At 65.8% G+C, this 16,029-nt stretch carries 17 protein-coding genes; 5 read left to right on the top strand and 12 right to left on the bottom strand.

Going from position 1 to position 16,029, the window contains the following annotated elements; all coding sequences use genetic code 11:
- Window positions 1–128: 128 nt before the first annotated feature.
- A complete protein-coding gene (rpoH, locus tag M5C96_RS20685) occupies window positions 129–1,070 on the bottom strand; it encodes an RNA polymerase sigma factor RpoH (protein ID WP_272565019.1) in 942 nt (313 codons plus the stop codon).
- Between the two features lie 283 nt (window positions 1,071–1,353).
- The gene (ftsY, locus tag M5C96_RS20680; RefSeq protein WP_272565018.1) at window positions 1,354–2,775 is read right to left on the bottom strand and encodes a signal recognition particle-docking protein FtsY; all 1,422 of its coding nucleotides are present in this window, start codon (window positions 2,773–2,775) and stop codon (window positions 1,354–1,356) included.
- Between the two features lie 29 nt (window positions 2,776–2,804).
- Between ftsY and M5C96_RS20675 the strand changes: the two genes are divergently transcribed.
- From M5C96_RS20675 to coaD, 4 genes are all read left to right on the top strand, one after another.
- Window positions 2,805–4,259, top strand: a complete 1,455-nt coding sequence (locus M5C96_RS20675; RefSeq protein ID WP_272565017.1) for a M16 family metallopeptidase — start codon at window positions 2,805–2,807, stop codon at window positions 4,257–4,259.
- 23 nt (window positions 4,260–4,282) lie between these two features.
- The gene (locus tag M5C96_RS20670) at window positions 4,283–5,635 is read left to right on the top strand and encodes a M16 family metallopeptidase (RefSeq protein WP_442867330.1); all 1,353 of its coding nucleotides are present in this window, start codon (window positions 4,283–4,285) and stop codon (window positions 5,633–5,635) included.
- Window positions 5,632–6,276: a 16S rRNA (guanine(966)-N(2))-methyltransferase RsmD gene (gene rsmD / locus M5C96_RS20665; protein WP_272565016.1), complete on the top strand. Its 645-nt coding sequence runs from the start codon at window positions 5,632–5,634 to the stop codon at window positions 6,274–6,276. Before M5C96_RS20670 ends, rsmD begins: the two co-directional genes overlap by 4 nt.
- A gap of 180 nt (window positions 6,277–6,456) precedes the next feature.
- Window positions 6,457–6,954 (top strand): pantetheine-phosphate adenylyltransferase, encoded by a 498-nt coding sequence (gene coaD, locus M5C96_RS20660; RefSeq protein ID WP_272565014.1) that lies wholly within the window; start codon window positions 6,457–6,459, stop codon window positions 6,952–6,954.
- A 22-nt stretch (window positions 6,955–6,976) separates the two neighbouring features.
- On the opposite strand, the gene M5C96_RS20655 is transcribed toward coaD, so the two are convergent.
- The 6 genes from M5C96_RS20655 to M5C96_RS20630 all read right to left on the bottom strand — a co-directional run bounded on the left by M5C96_RS20655 (window position 6,977) and on the right by M5C96_RS20630 (window position 11,492).
- Window positions 6,977–8,101, bottom strand: a complete 1,125-nt coding sequence (locus M5C96_RS20655; protein ID WP_272565013.1) for a zinc-binding metallopeptidase family protein — start codon at window positions 8,099–8,101, stop codon at window positions 6,977–6,979.
- A 142-nt stretch (window positions 8,102–8,243) separates the two neighbouring features.
- Complete coding sequence (locus M5C96_RS20650) at window positions 8,244–8,558, bottom strand: BON domain-containing protein (protein ID WP_092741513.1); 315 nt, start codon at window positions 8,556–8,558, stop codon at window positions 8,244–8,246.
- Between the two features lie 112 nt (window positions 8,559–8,670).
- Window positions 8,671–9,243 (bottom strand): ferritin-like domain-containing protein, encoded by a 573-nt coding sequence (locus M5C96_RS20645; protein ID WP_272565012.1) that lies wholly within the window; start codon window positions 9,241–9,243, stop codon window positions 8,671–8,673.
- Window positions 9,244–9,294: 51 nt separating this feature from the next.
- Window positions 9,295–9,693: a hypothetical protein gene (locus tag M5C96_RS20640; RefSeq protein WP_272565011.1), complete on the bottom strand. Its 399-nt coding sequence runs from the start codon at window positions 9,691–9,693 to the stop codon at window positions 9,295–9,297.
- A gap of 60 nt (window positions 9,694–9,753) precedes the next feature.
- Window positions 9,754–9,918, bottom strand: coding sequence for a DUF1328 domain-containing protein (locus tag M5C96_RS20635; RefSeq protein WP_011796896.1), 165 nt, complete (start codon window positions 9,916–9,918; stop codon window positions 9,754–9,756).
- Window positions 9,919–10,148: 230 nt separating this feature from the next.
- A complete protein-coding gene (locus tag M5C96_RS20630; protein ID WP_272565010.1) occupies window positions 10,149–11,492 on the bottom strand; it encodes a sensor histidine kinase in 1,344 nt (447 codons plus the stop codon).
- 140 nt (window positions 11,493–11,632) lie between these two features.
- On the opposite strand from M5C96_RS20630, the gene M5C96_RS20625 reads away from it, so the two are divergent.
- On the top strand, window positions 11,633–12,265 hold the full coding sequence (locus M5C96_RS20625; protein ID WP_092741509.1) for a response regulator: 633 nt from the start codon (window positions 11,633–11,635) through the stop codon (window positions 12,263–12,265).
- Between the two features lie 104 nt (window positions 12,266–12,369).
- On the opposite strand, the gene M5C96_RS20620 is transcribed toward M5C96_RS20625, so the two are convergent.
- The 4 genes from M5C96_RS20620 to gpmA form a co-directional block, all read right to left on the bottom strand.
- Window positions 12,370–12,774, bottom strand: a complete 405-nt coding sequence (locus tag M5C96_RS20620) for a response regulator (protein ID WP_272565009.1) — start codon at window positions 12,772–12,774, stop codon at window positions 12,370–12,372.
- 116 nt (window positions 12,775–12,890) lie between these two features.
- Window positions 12,891–13,646: a HesA/MoeB/ThiF family protein gene (locus M5C96_RS20615; RefSeq protein WP_272565008.1), complete on the bottom strand. Its 756-nt coding sequence runs from the start codon at window positions 13,644–13,646 to the stop codon at window positions 12,891–12,893.
- A gap of 86 nt (window positions 13,647–13,732) precedes the next feature.
- Complete coding sequence (locus M5C96_RS20610; RefSeq protein WP_272565007.1) at window positions 13,733–15,169, bottom strand: S41 family peptidase; 1,437 nt, start codon at window positions 15,167–15,169, stop codon at window positions 13,733–13,735.
- 106 nt (window positions 15,170–15,275) lie between these two features.
- Window positions 15,276–16,019: a 2,3-diphosphoglycerate-dependent phosphoglycerate mutase gene (gpmA, locus tag M5C96_RS20605; protein ID WP_272565006.1), complete on the bottom strand. Its 744-nt coding sequence runs from the start codon at window positions 16,017–16,019 to the stop codon at window positions 15,276–15,278.
- Between the last annotated feature and the right edge of the window lie 10 nt (window positions 16,020–16,029).

Here is a 16,029-nt window from a genome sequence, read left to right as displayed (position 1 = left end):
GTCGTGTCCTTGGAGATTGGGAGCACCGGCAGGCGGCGCCCCCATGAAAAAAGCGCGCAATCCGCAGGGGATTGCGCGCTCGGGATTATCGCCATGCCGGCCGCCCGCGAAGGCGGGTGGCCAGCCGGTCAGGCGTACTCGACCAGGGCCTTTTTCATCTTCTTCATCGCGGCCACTTCGATCTGGCGGATGCGTTCGGCGCTCACGCCGTACACGGCGGCCAGTTCGTGCAGCGTCATGCCGCCGGAGCCGTCGTCGTTCACCTTGAGCCAACGCTCTTCCACGATGCGGCGGCTGCGATCGTCCAGGCCCGAGAGGGCGGCGGCGATGCCGTCGGTGGCCAGGGCATCGCGCTGGCGCGATTCGATCATGGCGGTGGGCTCGTGGGCACCATCGGCCAAGTAGGCGATGGGGCCGTAAGCCTGTTCGCCGTCATCGGAGGGCGAGGGGTCCAGCATCACGTCGCCGCCCGACAGGCGGGTTTCCATCTCGATGACCTCTTCGCGCTTGACGTTGAGGTGCTGCGCCACTGCATCGATTTCGCGCTCGGAGAGCGTGTCGCGGTGGGTGGCTGCATCGGCGGCGGCCGCATCGGCCTTGAAGCCCTGCTTCATCGAGCGCAGGTTGAAGAACAGCTTGCGCTGCGACTTCGTCGTGGCCACCTTGACCATGCGCCAGTTCTTCAGGATGTACTCGTGAATCTCGGCCTTGATCCAGTGCATGGCGTAGCTCACCAGGCGCACGTTCTGATCGGGGTCGAAACGCTTGACGGCCTTCATCAGGCCCACGTTGCCTTCCTGGATCAGGTCGCCGTGCGGCAGGCCGTAGCCGAGGTATTGGCGGGCGATCGAGACCACCAGGCGCAGGTGCGACATCACCATACGGCCGGCGGCATCCACGTCGTTGTTGTCCTTGAGCTGGCGCGCGTATGTGCGCTCTTCTTCCGCCGTGAGCAGCGGAAGGCGGTTCACCGCCGAGATGTAGGCGTCCAGATTGCCCAAGGGGGGGATGAGCGCCCAAGGATTGGCGGGAGCCAGAGCGGTGGCTGCGGTTCCAGATTGAAGCGTCATTCCAGAGATCCTTTCTTCCATGACATTCATGTTAGCACTCCATATGAGGGAGTGCTAAGGGACTAGTTCCCGCGCCGGCGTAGGACGTGGGAGACGCGTTATTGTCGGAAAAAAGGGCGTCAGCGCAGCAATTCAAAGGGTGTGGCGCTATTGAATTGGTAGCGAAAAAATCCAAAAACTTCGTTTTGTGAACAATCAATTCACCGGATGGCACCAATCCGTCCCGGTCGCCCAGCCCCCGGCACACGTGGCAGGGGGGCTTCGGACTCCGTTCGCCGGTCGGTCAAGTCAGCAAAGCTTGCGAGAATTCCTTGGCGTTGAAGGTTTCCAGGTCTTCCAGCTTCTCGCCCACGCCGATGAAGTACACCGGAATGGGGCGTTCCTGCGCGATGGCAGCCAGCACGCCGCCCTTGGCCGTGCCGTCGAGTTTGGTCACGATGAGGCCGGTCAGCTGCAGCGCATCGTCGAAGGATCGCACCTGGGCCAGTGCGTTCTGTCCCGTGTTGCCGTCGATCACCAGCAGTACCTCGTGCGGCGCCGTCGCATCCGCCTTGGTGACCACGCGCTTGATCTTCTGCAGCTCCTGCATCAGGTGCAGCTGCGTCGGCAGACGCCCGGCGGTATCGACCAGCACCACGTCCTTGCCGCGCGCCTTGCCGGCGGTGACGGCGTCGAAGCTCACCGCCGCAGGATCGCCGCCGTCCTGGCTCACGATCTCGACCGTGTTGCGGTCGGCCCAGACGCCGAGCTGCTCGCGCGCCGCCGCCCGGAAGGTGTCGGCCGCGGCCAGCAGAACCGCTGCGCCCTCATTGGCCAGGTGCTTGGTCAGCTTGCCGATGGAAGTCGTCTTGCCCGCGCCGTTGACCCCCGCCACCATGATCACGGTGGGCGTGTAGCGGCCGATGACCAGCGATTTCTCCAGCGGCCGCAGCAGGTCGGCCAGGGCCTCGGCCAGCAGGGCCTTCACGGCGGCCGGATCGGTGGTCTTGGTGTCCTTGACGCGGCGCTTGAGGTCGTCCAGCAGGTGCTGCGTGGCCTTCACGCCGGTGTCGGCCATCAGCAGGGCCTCTTCCAGCTCTTCGTACAGCGCGTCGTTGATCTGGGTGCCGGTGAAGACCGTGGCGATGCTGCTGCCGGTCTTGCGCAGGCCGTTCTTCAGGCGGTCCATCCAGCCCTTGCGCTCGGCGGGCGCGGGCTGCACGGGCGGTGCGGACGGGGTGGGCATCGCCGGTGGTGGGACCGGCACGGCGGGCGCCGCCACCGGGGCAGGCACCGGCGGCACGACAGGCGTGGAAACAGGCGCGGGAGCCCGGGGCACCGTGGGTACCGCAGGGGCCGGCACAGGTGCCATCACAGGGGCCGCCACGGGGTGCGTGATGGGTGCGGGAGAGGGGGGCGGAACCGCAGCCGGTGCGGGTGCCGTGGGTGCCACGGGTGCCGCAGGCGCCGCGACCGGGGCTGGCGGCTGCACCGGAACGACGGGCGGCGCCGCCACCGGCACCTCCACCGGCGCCTTCGCGAACGGGTTCTTCAGCCACCCGAAGCCCCCGGAGGCCGCAGGGGCACTCGAAGGGGCTGCAGAGGGCGGCGAGAGCGCGTCGGCGGCAGGCGTTGCAGGCACGGAAACCGCTGGCGCAGCCTCCGCGGGATGGGGGGCTTGCGGCTCGGTGGGGGCGGCGGGCTTTTTCTTGAAAAAACTGAACATTGGAGGGTTCTTAGAATCGCATCCATTCTATGAAACGCGCTATCACCCTTCTGGGCCTGCTGGCCTGCGTGCATGCCGGGGCCCAAACCCCGCCGTCCGCTCCCACCCCCCTTCCTCCCTCGGCCCAGGACACGCAGGCGCAGCGCCCGCCGTCCACGGGGGTTCGGCAATTCACCTTGAAGAACGGCATGCAGCTGCTCGTGCAGCCCGATCGCCGGGCGCCCACGGCGGTGCACATGGTCTGGTTGCGGGTCGGCGCGATGGACGAGGTGGACGGCACCTCCGGCGTGGCCCACGCGCTGGAGCACATGATGTTCAAGGGCTCCAAGACCGTGCCGCCGGGCGAGTTCTCGCGCCGCGTGGCTGCGCTGGGCGGGCAGGAAAACGCCTTCACCAGCCGCGACTACACCGGCTACTACCAGCAGATTCCCGCGAACCGGCTGGAAGACGTGATGAAGCTCGAAGCCGACCGCTTCGCCAACAACCAGTGGCCTGATGCCGAGTTCAAGCGCGAGATCGAGGTGGTCAAGGAAGAGCGCCGCATGCGCACCGAAGACCAGCCCCGGGCCGCGCTCATCGAGCAGCTCTATGCCGCCACGTTCATCGCCTCGCCCTACCGCCGGCCCGTCGTCGGCTGGATGAGCGATCTCGATGCCATGACCGCCGACGACGTGCGCGCCTTTCATCGCCAGTGGTACGTGCCGGCCAACGCGGTCGTCGTGGTGGCCGGCGACGTGGACCCCGACAAGGTCCGCGTGCTGGCGGAAAAGTACTACGGCCGCATTCCCGTGCGCGCCGTGCCGGCCCGCAAGCCGCGCGTGGAGCCCGTGCAGCAGGGCATCCGCCGCATCGCCTACAAGGCGCCGGCCGAGCAGGCCTATGTGGCCCTGGCGTTCCGCGCGCCGAGCATCACGCGCCTGGAGAACATGGCCGATAGCGACCGCGATGCGTTGTCGCTGCTGGTGCTGTCGGCCGTGCTCAGCGGCTACGACGGTGCGCGCCTGGAGCGCGCCTTGAGCCAAGGCTCCGACCGTGTGGCCGACAGCTCGGACAGCTCCGCCTCCGTCGTGGGCCGCGGCCCCAGCGTGTTCCTGCTGACCGGCGTGCCGGCCCCCGGCAAGACCCCGCAGCAGGTCGAGGACGCCCTGCGCGCCGAGGTCGCCCGCATCGCCCGCGAAGGCGTGAGCGAGGCCGAACTGGCCCGCGTGAAGACGCAGTGGGCGGCCTCCACCATCTACCAGCGCGATTCGCTGCAAAGCCAGGCCAGCGACCTGGGCAGCAACTGGGTGCAGAGCCTGCCCCCCGACGCCGACGCGCGCCTCATCGCCCTGCTGCGCGCGGTGACGCCCGCCCAGGTGCAATCGGTGGCGGCCCGCTACTTCGGCGACGACCAGCTCACCGTGGGCACGCTGCTGCCGCAACCCATGGCCCCTGGCGCCAAGCGCGCCGCCCCCGCAGCCGGCGCCGACGGGCGGATGCATTGATGAGAACGCGCAGGACACCCCCCATGAAAACCTTCCAACGCATGGCCGCACGCGCGTGCCTCGCCTTTGCCGGGGCCTTGTGCCTGGCCCACCCCGCCTGGGCGCTGCTGCCCATCCAGCACTGGACGGAGCCGAGCGGCGCCCGCGTCTGGCTGGTGGAGAGCCCGGCCATTCCGATGGTCGACGTGCAGGTGGACTTCGATGCCGGCGCGCGCCGGGACCCGGCCGCGCAGGCGGGCCTGGCGAGTGCCGTGGCGGCCATGTCGTCCAAGGGCGTGCGCGCCCAGGGCGATGAACCTGCCATGGACGAAAACGCGCTCGGCGAAGCCTGGGCCGATCTGGGCGCGAGCTTCGAGGCCGCGGCCGACCGCGACGGCCTGAGCTTTTCGCTGCGATCGCTCACCGAGCCCGACCTGCTGGACCGCGCGGCGCGGCTCGCAGCCCGGCAACTGGCCCAGCCGAGCTTTCCGCAGGACATCTGGCAGCGGGAGCGTTCGCGCTGGGCCGCTGCTTTGAAAGAGTCCGAAACCCGTCCCGGCACGGCCGCGGCCAAGGCCTTCGGCAGCGCGGTGTACGGCACCCACCCCTACGGCCAGCGCACGACGCCCGACACCCTGGGACGCATCGAGATCGCCGACATGCAGGCCTACCATGGGCGCTACGTCGAGACGTGCCGGGCCCGCGTGAGCATCGTCGGGGCCGTCACGCGCCCACAGGCGCAGGCGCTGGTGGCCACGCTGCTGTCGCAGATGCCCGCGCGCGATCCCGCCACCTGCCAGCCGCTGCCGCCCGTGCCCGAAGTGCAGGCGCTGGCCGCGCCGGTGCAGCAGGACATTCCCTTCGCCTCGGCGCAGGCCCATGTGCTGATCGGCCAGCCGGGCTTCGCGCGGCGCGACCCTGACTTTTTGGCCCTGCTCGTGGGCAACCACATTCTGGGCGGCGGTGGCTTCACCTCGCTGCTGACCAGCGAGGTGCGCGAAAAGCGCGGCCTGAGCTACAGCGTGTACAGCCAGTTCTCGCCCGGCTTGAACACCGGCGTCTTCCTGGTCGGGCTGCAGACCCGCCCCGACCAGGCCGCCGAGGCCGTGAAGGTGTCGCGCGACGTGCTCGCGCGCTTCGTGGCGCAGGGCCCGACCGAGGCCCAGCTCAAGGCCGCCAAGGACAACCTGATCGGCGGCTTCGCGCTGCGCATCGACAGCAACCGCAAGCTGCTGGCCAACGTCGTCAACATCGCGTGGAACGACCTGCCGCTGGATTACCTGGAGCACTGGACCGACCGCGTGCAGGCCCTGACGGCCGCCGACGTGCGCGCCGCCATGGCGCGCAAGCTGCAGCCCGACCGCATGGTCACCGTGGTGGTCGGGGGCCAGCCTTGAACCGGCCCGCACGCCGCGCCGCGCCGGCAGCCTCGGCCAGGTCGGGGAGCGCCGCGAAGAAGCCTGCGGCCAAGGCGCCCGCGGTGAAAGGCGCGGGCGAGGTCCGCATCATCGGCGGGCAATGGAAGCGCACGCGCCTGCCCGTGGCGCAACGCCCCGGCCTGCGCCCCACGCCCGACCGGGTGCGCGAGACGCTCTTCAACTGGCTGGGACAGGACCTGACCGGCTGGCGCTGCCTCGACGCCTTCGCGGGCACGGGCGCCCTGGGGTTCGAGGCCGCCTCGCGCGGCGCCACGGCCGTGCAGCTGGTCGAGAACGATCCGGCGCTGGTCGAGCAACTGCACACGCTGCAGCAGCGCCTGCAGGCCATGGCGGTGCGGGTGCAGCGGGGCGATGGCGTGGCCGCGCTGCGGCACTGCGCGCCGGCCAGCCTGCACCTGGTGTTTCTGGACCCGCCGTTCGACGGCGCCTTGTTCGAGCCTGCGTTGGCCGCGGCAGCCCAGGCGGTTGCGGCCCAGGGGTTCATCTACCTGGAAGCGCCGCAGGCCTGGGACGAGGCCGCGCTGGCAGAACTGGGGCTGGCGGTGCACCGCCATCTGAAGGCCGGCGCCGTGCACGCCCATCTGCTCCAAAAACAGTGATGCTATTTAATTTATAGCGTAATGCCCTAGTGGAATATGCGCTGGAGGCATTTTTTGCTTTGAATGCCCTCGGCCATCACTGCCGCCGGGGCAGCCTTTCCGCCCGCTGCATAATCCGCCCCTGCGCCCGCCCAACCGCGTGTGCCCCCTTCCGCCAGACCGCAAAGGAGCGACCACGCCATGGCCCAGAACGTCCTCGCCATCTATCCCGGCACCTTCGATCCCATCACGCTGGGCCATGAAGACGTGGTGCGCCGCGCCACGCAGCTCTTCGGCCGGGTGATCGTGGCCGTGGCGGCAGGCCACCACAAGAAGACCCTGTTCAGCCTGGAAGAGCGCATCGAGATGGTCCGCGAAGCAGTGCGCGCCTATCCGCAGGTGCAGGTCGAGACCTTCTCCGGCCTGCTGCGCGACTTCGTGGTCGAGCGCGGCGGCAAGGCCATGGTGCGCGGCCTGCGCGCCGTGACCGATTTCGACTACGAGTTCCAGCTGGCAGGCATGAACCGCAGCCTCATGCCCGAGGTGGAAACCGTCTTTCTCACGCCCAGCGACAAGTTCCAGTTCATCAGCAGCACCTTCGTGCGAGAGATCGCCCTGCTGGGCGGCGAGGTGGACAAGTTCGTTTCCCCGGAAGTGTCCGAGCGCCTGGCCGTGAAGGTGCGCGCGCAGTCGTCTTGAGGCGTCTTGGCGGCGGGCGCCGTCAGGCTTGCAGTGCTTTCATCGGTTCGGGCCGTGCGCGGTTGCGGGCGGACTGCACCAGTTCGTGCACGAAGCGCAGCTTGGCGAGCGCCCCGGACGACAGGGCGAACGGATAGGCATCCTGCTGGCCCAGGCTGCGGTTCAGGCTGTTGAGCAGCAGGGTGAGTGGCACCCATTCGCTGACCATCGCATCGAAATCCGGGGACTGCGTGGCGAACGGGTCGTTCATCGTGAAGCGCCGTGCCGCGCCCGCTTTGGGCTTCGGGATCTGAAGCCCGGTGCGGTAGCTCGACGCCGTCTCCAGCAGATCGACCATGTGCAGGTAGTGCGCCCAGGTCTCCGCCCAGTCTTCCCACGGGTGGGCCGTGGCGTAGGCGCTCACATGGTGGTCGCCCCAGTCCCGCAGGTGCGGGCTGCTGGCGTAGTAAGCCTGCAGCGCCGCGCCGTAGTCCTGCCGCTCGTCGCCGAACACGGCACGGAAGTGGTCCAGCTTGCCCTGGTCGCGCAGCAACCGGTCCCAGTAGAAATGCCCGGATTCGTGCCGCAGGTGGCCGATCAGCGTGCGGTAGGGCTCGTGCAGCGCCAGCCGGCGGCGTGCCCGTTCGTCGTCGTCGGCTTCGGCGATGTTGAGGGTGATGGTGCCGCTCGAATGCCCGGTGATCACGGGGTACCCAGGCTGGTCGGCCAGAAACTCGAACGCAGGGCTTTCGCCGGCGGGCGCCGGCTCCAGGCCCAGCTTGGCCAGCGTGTAGTACAGCTGCCGCTTGGCGTGTTCGATCTGCTTCCAGCGGCGCAGGTTGGCGGGCTCCGACAGGTCGGGGAGGATGCGCGTCTGCCGGCAGGACACGCACAGAGCCTGAGGGTCGTCGCCCTGCAGCGCGAAGTTGCAGGCGCGATGTGCGGTGCGGTGGTGGCACAGCCGGTACAGCGGCTGGGCACTGCCCCGGCCAGCGTCCGCCACCCGCTCCCACAGGTCGGAGTCGTCACGCAGGCCCGATACCGCGGGCACCAGCGCGGCCATCGTCAATTGATCTGGCAGGAAGGCGAGCTTGGCGCCGCAATGCAAGCATTGGACGCTGTCGAAGAAAACGAGGTGACCGCATTGGTCGCAATTGAATACCTGCATGGTGCGAGCTTAGAGCCTGTGAGGAATCTTGCATTGCACTTGCGGCAAGCCTGTGGCAACCCAAGGGGTTGGCGAAACAAAAACAGGCTCCGAAGAGCCTGTTTTTGCAAGGTTTCCGCAGGCCACGCGGGCCTGCGTGGTCTCAAGGACGCACGACGATGCTGTTGCGCACGTCACGCACGTGCTTGGTGTTGCGTGCGATGGATTCGGCCGTGTTCTTTTCGGTCTGCGACTTGGCGAAGCCCGACAGCTGCACAGTGCCGTTCAGCGTTTCGACGCTGATGGACGTGGCGGACACGGACTTGTCTTCAGCCATCTTGGCCTTCACAGCGGTCGTGATGCCGGCGTCGTCCACATAGGAGCCGACGGTCTGCTGGTCGCGCGCCACCGAGCAACCGGCGGAGATGATGGTTGCGCCAGCGAGGGCTGCAAAAGCGAGGGCACGTGCGTATTTCATGGTTATTTCCTTGGTTTGGTTTGTTAACACGGGTGCTTTGGGATTCTGCAGCCCACCGACCTGTTGCACCCCCCGCGGTCGATGAACTGTTTCTTGGTGGCGGCGTCGCCTTTCAGCGCTGCAGCCAGTCCTTGAGTTCGTCGGCATGCTCTTCTTCGTCCGCCAGGATGCCTTCCAGCATCCGGCGCGTCGTCGGGTCCTTGTCGCCGATCAAAGTGATCATCTGGCGATAGGCCTCGACGGCGATCCGCTCGGCCACCAGGTTGGCTCGCACCATGGCCTTGAGGTCGGACGATTCGTCGTAGTCCGCGTGGCTGCGCTCTTCGAGCGAGCTGGGCGAAAAATCGGGCTCGCCGCCGAGCTGCACGATGCGTTGCGCGATCTTGTCCGCATGGGCGGACTCCTCGTTTGCATGCACCAGGAATTCGGCCGCGATGGCCGGCGACTCCATGCCGTCCGCCGTGAAATGGTGCCGCTTGTAGCGCAGCACGCACACCAATTCGGTGGCGAGTGCGTCGTTCAGCAGCTTCACGATGGCGTCGCGGTATGGGCCGTAGGCGGGCGTGACAGCCCCTTCATCAAGATCCTGCGTCGCTGCGTAGTGCAGCGCCTTTTCGTCGAGCACGAGGGTCTCGGAAGGGGCCGCCGGATTGCTGGCCGTGTTGATGGTGGTGACAGGGGACATGGGGACGCTCGCTCTTTGTTATTGAAGTGTTTTAAGCAGTTGCCAGTGGAATCAATATTCGTGGCGGCGGGGGCGGCGGCTCATCAGGCACAGCGTGGCCACTGCGGCGCCTGCAGCGGCAGCCAGCAACATGGATTTGCCGGGTTGTTCGACTACGTAGCGCGTCGTGACATCGGCCGCCTGGTTGAGTTGGCGGCGGGCGCGTTCCGTGGTGTCTGCGCAGTAGGAGATGCCGCGCGATGCGAGGTCTTGTGCACGGGCTGCGAGATCGTCGATCAGCGGGTTCACCTCACCATGGAGCTCGTCCACTTTGCGTGCGGCCTTGTCCAGGGTGTTGTTGGCTGCGTCGCGGGTGGATTGCACGGCGTCCTTGGCGGAGTCGAGCACGCTGTCTGCGGCGTTGTGTGCGGAATCCACGGCTTTTTTCGCGGCGTTCTGGGTGTCGATCATGGTTGGGTTCCTTGGGGTTTTGGACTGGTGAGCGCTTCGGTGTGCGGTGCGTTCAGTGCGTTAACCGCGTTTGAGCAGGCTCAGCACGAAGGTGACCACGGCCATGATCACGAACACGAAGAAAAGAATCTTCGCAATGCCAACGGCGCCGGCAGCGATACCGCCAAAGCCAAAAAGTGCGGCAATCAAAGCGATCACCAGGAAAACCACTGCGTAATGCAACATATCCATCTCCTCTTGCACCAGAAGTTCCGGCGGGTTGGTAGGGGGCGCATCGGTCAGCGCCTGGGATTGAATGTAGTTTTCGCGGTGCGGGGTGGCTGCCGGTCCCTGGCGCGCACCCATGTAGGACGCCGCCCATGAGGGAGGATCTCTCAAAAATCACGGGTGGCCGACAGAGGCCATTCCGGTCAAAAAGGGCTTGCGGGCGCTGCGCCTGGGCCCGCTTCGCCCTCTCAGTGCACGTGCGGCAGCACGGCGGAAACGAGGGTTCCCTCGCCGGGCTCGGATGTGACGGTCAGGCGGCCGCCAGCGGCCTCGACCCGGTGCCGCATGCCCATCAGGCCGTGGGCGGAAGGGTTGGCCTTGCCCGTGTCGAAGCCGCTGCCGTTGTCGCGGATCTGCACCGCCACGTGCGTGGGGTAGTTGTGCACGGCGACCAGCACCTTGCTGGCGTTGGCGTATTTGCCGATGTTCGTCAGCGATTCCTGGACCATGCGGTAGATGGTCAGTTGAACGGATTCGGGCAGTTCCACCGCTTCCAGATTCAGGTCCACCTCCACATTGCTGCGTTCTGCGAACTCGCGGCCCAGGATTTCAAGCGATGCCGTCAGCCCCAGGTTGAACAGCGACGAAGGCCGCAGGTCTTCGATGATGCGGCGCTTGAGCGCAATGCCGCTGTTGAGCGTGTCAGTCAGGTGTTTGAGGCGTTCGGAGATTTCAGGCGCCTGGGAATCCACCCTGGATTTGAGGCGCGCCACGTCGAGCTTGGCCGCGGTGAGCAGGGCGCCCAGCTCGTCATGCAGCTCGCGCGCCAAGTGGCCGCGTTCGTCCTCGCGCACCTGCTGCAGGTGGTTCGCCAGTTCGGTGAGGGACGCAGTGCGCTCCCGCACCAACTGTTCGAGCCGATCACGCTCGCGCTCGAGCGTTTCCTGCTCGCGCTGGTTGAACGACTGCAGTGCGCTCGCCTGCCGCAGGTACATGTAGAACGCCAGCAGCCCGATGGCCGCCATGGTCGCGATACCGATGCGCGACAGCATGAGGGAATGAAGGATCTCTTGCGTGCTGTGGTTGGTGCGGTCGGTGCTGCGTTCCGTCAGCCGGCCCGACAGCGAACGGATGGCATCCATGTTCTCCTTGCCCACGTCGGTGGACAGCACGAACTTCCACGCATCGTCGTTGTCCTGGCGCCGCAGCCGCAAGCTCAGATCGAGTTCGGACATCTTGCGGGATATCTGCCGCGACAGCTGCGTGAAGTCCTCCTGGTCTTCGACCGAGGATGCAGTGAAGATGGCGCGCAGCTCGTCCAGATTGCTGTTGATGGTGGACGCGGCTTTCTCGTAGGGCTCGAGATAACGCTCGTCGCCCGTCAGCAGATAGCCCCGAAGACCGGTCTCCGCATCGAGCATGTTCTGCATCATGCGATCAAGCGCGGCGCGGGTGGTGTAGGTGCGAGAGAGGGCGCTGACCGCATCGTGCGAGCGGTCATAACCGGCCTCGTTGATGCCAACCAGCGCCGATGCAGCCAGCAGTGCCAGGGGCAAGCTGACAGCCATCTTGCGAAAATTGGACCAACGCATAGGTTTCTCCGAAAGACAGGCGGGTGATTTCTGGATAATGTCACCAGCCAGCGGTGTTCCGCTGCAGGCACGCCCGCAACGGGTGAATTGGCTACCAGAACGATAACGGGCAGCTTGGCTGCCCCTTGAAAGAACGCTCAATGATCAAGATCGGCATTGTGGATGACCATGCGATTGTCCGCTCGGGATTGCGACAATTTTTGTCAGAACATGTAGACCTCCGGGTGGTGGGTGAGGCGTCCAATGGGCGCGAGGCGATCGATCTGGTTCGTGCACAGGAGATCGATGTGCTGCTCATGGACTTGTCGATGCCCGGCCAAAGCGGTCTCGACGCGCTGGCCATGCTGCGTGCGAAGGCGCCCGACATGGGCATCCTGATCCTCAGCGGCTATCCGGAAGAGCACTACGCCATCAACCTGATTCGCCAGGGCGCCAGCGGCTACCTCAACAAGGAATGCGACCCCAAGGAGATCGTCGAAGCCATTCGCACGATCTCGCTGGGCCGCCGCTACCTGACCCCTGCCGTGGCCGATCTGCTGGCCCAGCAGCTCAACCGCAAGGACGATGCGCCGCCACACGAACAACTGTCGGAGCGCGAGTTCCAGGTGTTCCTCAAGCTGGCCAAGGGCGAGACCGCGGGCGACATCGCCAAGTCGTTGTCGCTCAGCGTGAAGACCGTGAGCACCTACCGCACGCGCCTGATGGAAAAGATGGCGCTGTCGTCCAACAGCGACCTGACCTACTACGCACTGAAGAACAAGCTGATCGATTGAACCAGCACCCAAGCAAAACGGCCACCGGGAAATCGGTGGCCGTTTTCAAATTGGGACGGGGGAAAAGGGGCCTGAACCCGACCTGATGGCCACGGCCTTTCGGCTCAGCCGGTGGCGGATTTGGGGTTGGCCTGGCGGGCTGTGCTGTGCTCTACGCAGTACTCAACCAGTGCGTCGATCTCATTGGATTTGTCGAACACGGCATCTACGCCCAATTGGGCGCAGCGCATGCGAACGTCCGGCGTTGCATAGTTGCTGAGCACCACCATCTTCTGGCCCGCGGTGCGATTGCGGCACGCTGCCAAGACGCCCAGACCGCTTCCCTGTCTCAGAAAAAGATCGACGATGGCCAGGTCCCACTGGCCTGCATTGTTGGCCAGCCACTCTTTGCCTTCGTCTTCGGTTTCTGCAATGCCTACGGCTTCCACCTCCGCCAGTTCCTCAAGCGTGCCGATCAGGTTTTCTCGGATGGTGGCGTTGTCTTCAACAATGTAGGTGCGCAGTTTCACTGTGGGGTCCAGTCCGGATCACGACGGCAGAATGAGAATGTGATCACAGCTTCACTTTATGGGGAACCAATGTGTCATTCTGCCAGTAGCAACATGCTGAGCCGGTAGGATTCTTCCTACGGTGTGGCGTGGCTACATACGCGGCAGTGTCCGTGGCGTGGAATTTTCATCACAGTCCATTCCATGGAACGCCCGTCGAGCATCGAGAGCCGCCCCGCCAGCGATTCACCGAACCCCACGATGAGCTTCAGGGCTTCCGCCGCCTGCATGGCGCCGATGATGCCGACCATCGGCGCGAACACGCCCAGGGTGGCGCACTGGGCTTCTTCGAACGCTGAGTCCGGCGGAAAGATGCAGGCGTAGCACGGCGCTTGCGGATGGCGCGGGTCGATGACGGTGATCTGCCCGTCGAAGCGGATGGCGGCGCCCGTGACGAGTGGCGTGCGGTGGGCCACGCAAGCGGCGTTCACGGCATGGCGTGTTGCATAGTTGTCGCTGCAGTCGAGCACCACGGTGGCCTGGCCCACCCATTCATCGAGCCATTCCTTGTCGGCCCGGGCCTGGACGGCATCCACCCGCACGCCCGGATTCAACGCCTGCAGCGCCTGAGCGGCAGAGTGCACCTTCGAGTCTCCGACGCGCTCCGTGGTGTGGGCGATCTGGCGCTGCAGGTTGGTCAGGTCCACCACATCGTCGTCCACCAGGGTGATGCGTCCCACGCCGGCAGAGGCCAGGAACAGGGCGGCGGGCGAGCCCAGCCCGCCCGCCCCGATCACGAGCGCATGGGCGGCCAGGATGCGTTCCTGGCCTTCGATCCCGATCTCGTCGAGCATGATGTGGCGCGAATAGCGCAGTAGCTGATCGTCTGTCATGGGCTGGAAACGGAGGCAGTGGCGAAGGCCATGAAAAAGGCCGGGCGCCTGAAAGGCGCCCGGCCGTCGGTGAATCCAGAAGGGATTTAGTTTTCCTTCTTCTCTTCCTTGCGTTCGGTCTGCGTCTTGCTGACAAGCACCGACTGGCCCTTCAGCTGGTTGAGGGCCTGCGCCAACTGGAAGTCCTTGTCCGAACCGAACTCCGGCATCTTGCGGTCGGCGATGGGCTTCTTGGCTTCCTCCTCGAGGCGCTTGCGCGCTTCTTCGCGGGCCTTCTCGCGAGCTTCGTCCTTTTTCTCTTCGCCCTGGCCGCTGGTCAGGTGCTTTTCGAGATCGGCCTCGCGCATGCGCAGCGATGCGTACACATCGCCTTCGGCGCTTTCATCCACCATCACGTCGGGCACGATGCCCTTGGCCTGGATGGACTTGCCGCTGGGGGTGTAGTAGCGCGCGGTGGTCAACTTGATGCCGGTGTCCGGGCCCAGGGGGCGCACCGTCTGCACCGAGCCCTTGCCGAATGTCTGGCTGCCCATGATGGTGGCGCGCTTGTGGTCCTGCAAGGCGCCGGCCACGATTTCGCTGGCAGAGGCCGAACCTTCATTGACCAGCACCACCAGGGGCACGCTCTTGAGAGCGGCAGGCAGCCGCTTGAGCGGGTCGCCATTTCCGCGGCGCTGGTAGAACTCCGGTGCCGCCTTGAAGGTGGCCTTGCTTTCCGCCAGCTGTCCGTCCGTAGTCACCACGGTGACGTTCTCGGGCAGGAAGGCGGCGGAAACGGCCACGGCCGCATCCAGCAGGCCGCCCGGATCGTTGCGCAGATCGAGCACCAGCCCCTTTAGGTTGGGCTCCTGGCGATAGACCTCTTCGATCTTGCGAACGAAGTCGTCCACCGTACGCTCCTGGAACTGCGACAGGCGAATCCAGCCGTAACCGGGCTCGATCACCTTGCCCTTCACGGACTGCGTCTTGATCTCTTCGCGCGTGATCGTCACCGGGAACGTGCGGCTCTCGTCCTTGCGGAAGATCGTCAGCGTGACCTGGGTGCTCGGCTCGCCGCGCATTCTCTTGACCGCGTCGTTGAGGGCCAGGCCCTTGACGGCGGTGTCGTCGATCTTGGTGATCAGGTCGTTTGTCTTGAGGCCGGCACGGAAGGCAGGCGAGCCTTCGATGGGCGAGACGACCTTGATGAGCCCGTCTTCCTGCGTGATCTCGATCCCGACGCCCACGAAGCGGCCGGAAGTGCCTTCGCGGAATTCCTTGAAGGACTTCTTGTCGAAATACTGGGAGTGCGGATCGAGGCTGGACACCATGCCCGAGATCGCGTCGGTGATGAGCTTCTTGTCATCGACCGGCTCGACGTAATCGGTCTTCACCAGACCGAACACGGCGGACAGCTGCTGGATTTCCTCAAGCGGCAGCGGCGTCATCGCGCCGCGCGCCACCGTCTGCAGGGAGACGGTGGTCAGTGCCCCGGCGACGACGCCGATCGACACCCAACCTGCGATTTTCAGTTTATGGCCCATTAAAAACACCTTTGCCGCTTCAATATACACCTTGGAAAGATTGCCCCCAGTGCAGTTCCGCGCTGGAAGCGACTTTTGCGCTGTGCGGGCTGCCTTTACACGGACTTTACGCCTTGCCTTGCGATGCCACTGCGGCCGCGGCCTTGGCGGCCGCTTCGGCATCGCCCAGGTAGTAGTGGCGCAGAGGCTTCAGGTCCGCATCGAGTTCGTAAACCAGGGGGATGCCGTTCGGAATGTTCACGCCGACGATGTCGTCGTCCGAGATGCCGTCCAGGTACTTGATCAAAGCGCGGATCGAGTTGCCGTGCGCGGCGACCACGATGCGCTTGCCGGCGCGGATGGCGGGCGCCATGGACTCGTTCCAGAACGGCAGCACGCGCGCGACGGTGTCCTTGAGGCACTCCGTCAGCGGGATCTGCTCGGGGGCCAGGCTGGCGTAGCGCAGGTCGCCCCGCTCGCTGCGAGGGTCTGCGGCTTCCAGCGCTGGCGGCGGCGTGTCGTAGCTGCGGCGCCACACCAGCACCTGCGCGTCGCCGTATTGCTTGGCCATGTCGGCCTTGTTCAGGCCCTGCAGGGCGCCGTAGTGGCGCTCGTTCAGGCGCCAGCTGTGGTGCACCGGCAGCCAGGTGCGGTCCATCTCGTCGAGCGTGTGCCACAGCGTGCGCGTGGCGCGCTTGAGCATGCTGGTGTAGGCCAGGTCGAATTCGTAGCCTTCCGCCTTCAGCAGGCGGCCTGCGCTCTTGGCCTGTTCCACGCCCGTGGGCGTCAGATCGACGTCGGTCCAACCGGTGAAGCGGTTCTCGAGGTTCCAGGTGGATTCTCCGTGGCGGATCAGGACGAGTTGGTGCATGGTTTCCCTA

Origin of the sequence: Acidovorax sp. GBBC 1281 (genome assembly GCF_028473645.1) — a bacterium.
Classification (GTDB): domain Bacteria; phylum Pseudomonadota; class Gammaproteobacteria; order Burkholderiales; family Burkholderiaceae_C; genus Paracidovorax.
The sequence above is the reverse complement of the archived record's forward strand: the minus strand, read 5'-3'. Positions and strand labels throughout refer to the sequence as shown.

Bases quoted from the DNA above. Each gene is read 5' to 3' on its own strand.
- rpoH (WP_272565019.1), bottom strand. From the start codon at position 1,070: ATGACGCTTCAATCTGGAACCGCAGCCACCGCTCTGGCTCCCGCCAAT.
- ftsY (WP_272565018.1), bottom strand. From the start codon at position 2,775: ATGTTCAGTTTTTTCAAGAAAAAGCCCGCCGCCCCCACCGAGCCGCAA.
- M5C96_RS20675 (WP_272565017.1), top strand. From the start codon at position 2,805: ATGAAACGCGCTATCACCCTTCTGGGCCTGCTGGCCTGCGTGCATGCC.
- M5C96_RS20670 (WP_442867330.1), top strand. From the start codon at position 4,283: ATGAAAACCTTCCAACGCATGGCCGCACGCGCGTGCCTCGCCTTTGCC.
- coaD (WP_272565014.1), top strand. From the start codon at position 6,457: ATGGCCCAGAACGTCCTCGCCATCTATCCCGGCACCTTCGATCCCATC.
- M5C96_RS20655 (WP_272565013.1), bottom strand. From the start codon at position 8,101: ATGCAGGTATTCAATTGCGACCAATGCGGTCACCTCGTTTTCTTCGAC.
- M5C96_RS20650 (WP_092741513.1), bottom strand. From the start codon at position 8,558: ATGAAATACGCACGTGCCCTCGCTTTTGCAGCCCTCGCTGGCGCAACC.
- M5C96_RS20645 (WP_272565012.1), bottom strand. From the start codon at position 9,243: ATGTCCCCTGTCACCACCATCAACACGGCCAGCAATCCGGCGGCCCCT.
- M5C96_RS20640 (WP_272565011.1), bottom strand. From the start codon at position 9,693: ATGATCGACACCCAGAACGCCGCGAAAAAAGCCGTGGATTCCGCACAC.
- M5C96_RS20635 (WP_011796896.1), bottom strand. From the start codon at position 9,918: ATGTTGCATTACGCAGTGGTTTTCCTGGTGATCGCTTTGATTGCCGCA.
- M5C96_RS20630 (WP_272565010.1), bottom strand. From the start codon at position 11,492: ATGCGTTGGTCCAATTTTCGCAAGATGGCTGTCAGCTTGCCCCTGGCA.
- M5C96_RS20625 (WP_092741509.1), top strand. From the start codon at position 11,633: ATGATCAAGATCGGCATTGTGGATGACCATGCGATTGTCCGCTCGGGA.
- M5C96_RS20615 (WP_272565008.1), bottom strand. From the start codon at position 13,646: ATGACAGACGATCAGCTACTGCGCTATTCGCGCCACATCATGCTCGAC.
- M5C96_RS20610 (WP_272565007.1), bottom strand. From the start codon at position 15,169: ATGGGCCATAAACTGAAAATCGCAGGTTGGGTGTCGATCGGCGTCGTC.
- gpmA (WP_272565006.1), bottom strand. From the start codon at position 16,019: ATGCACCAACTCGTCCTGATCCGCCACGGAGAATCCACCTGGAACCTC.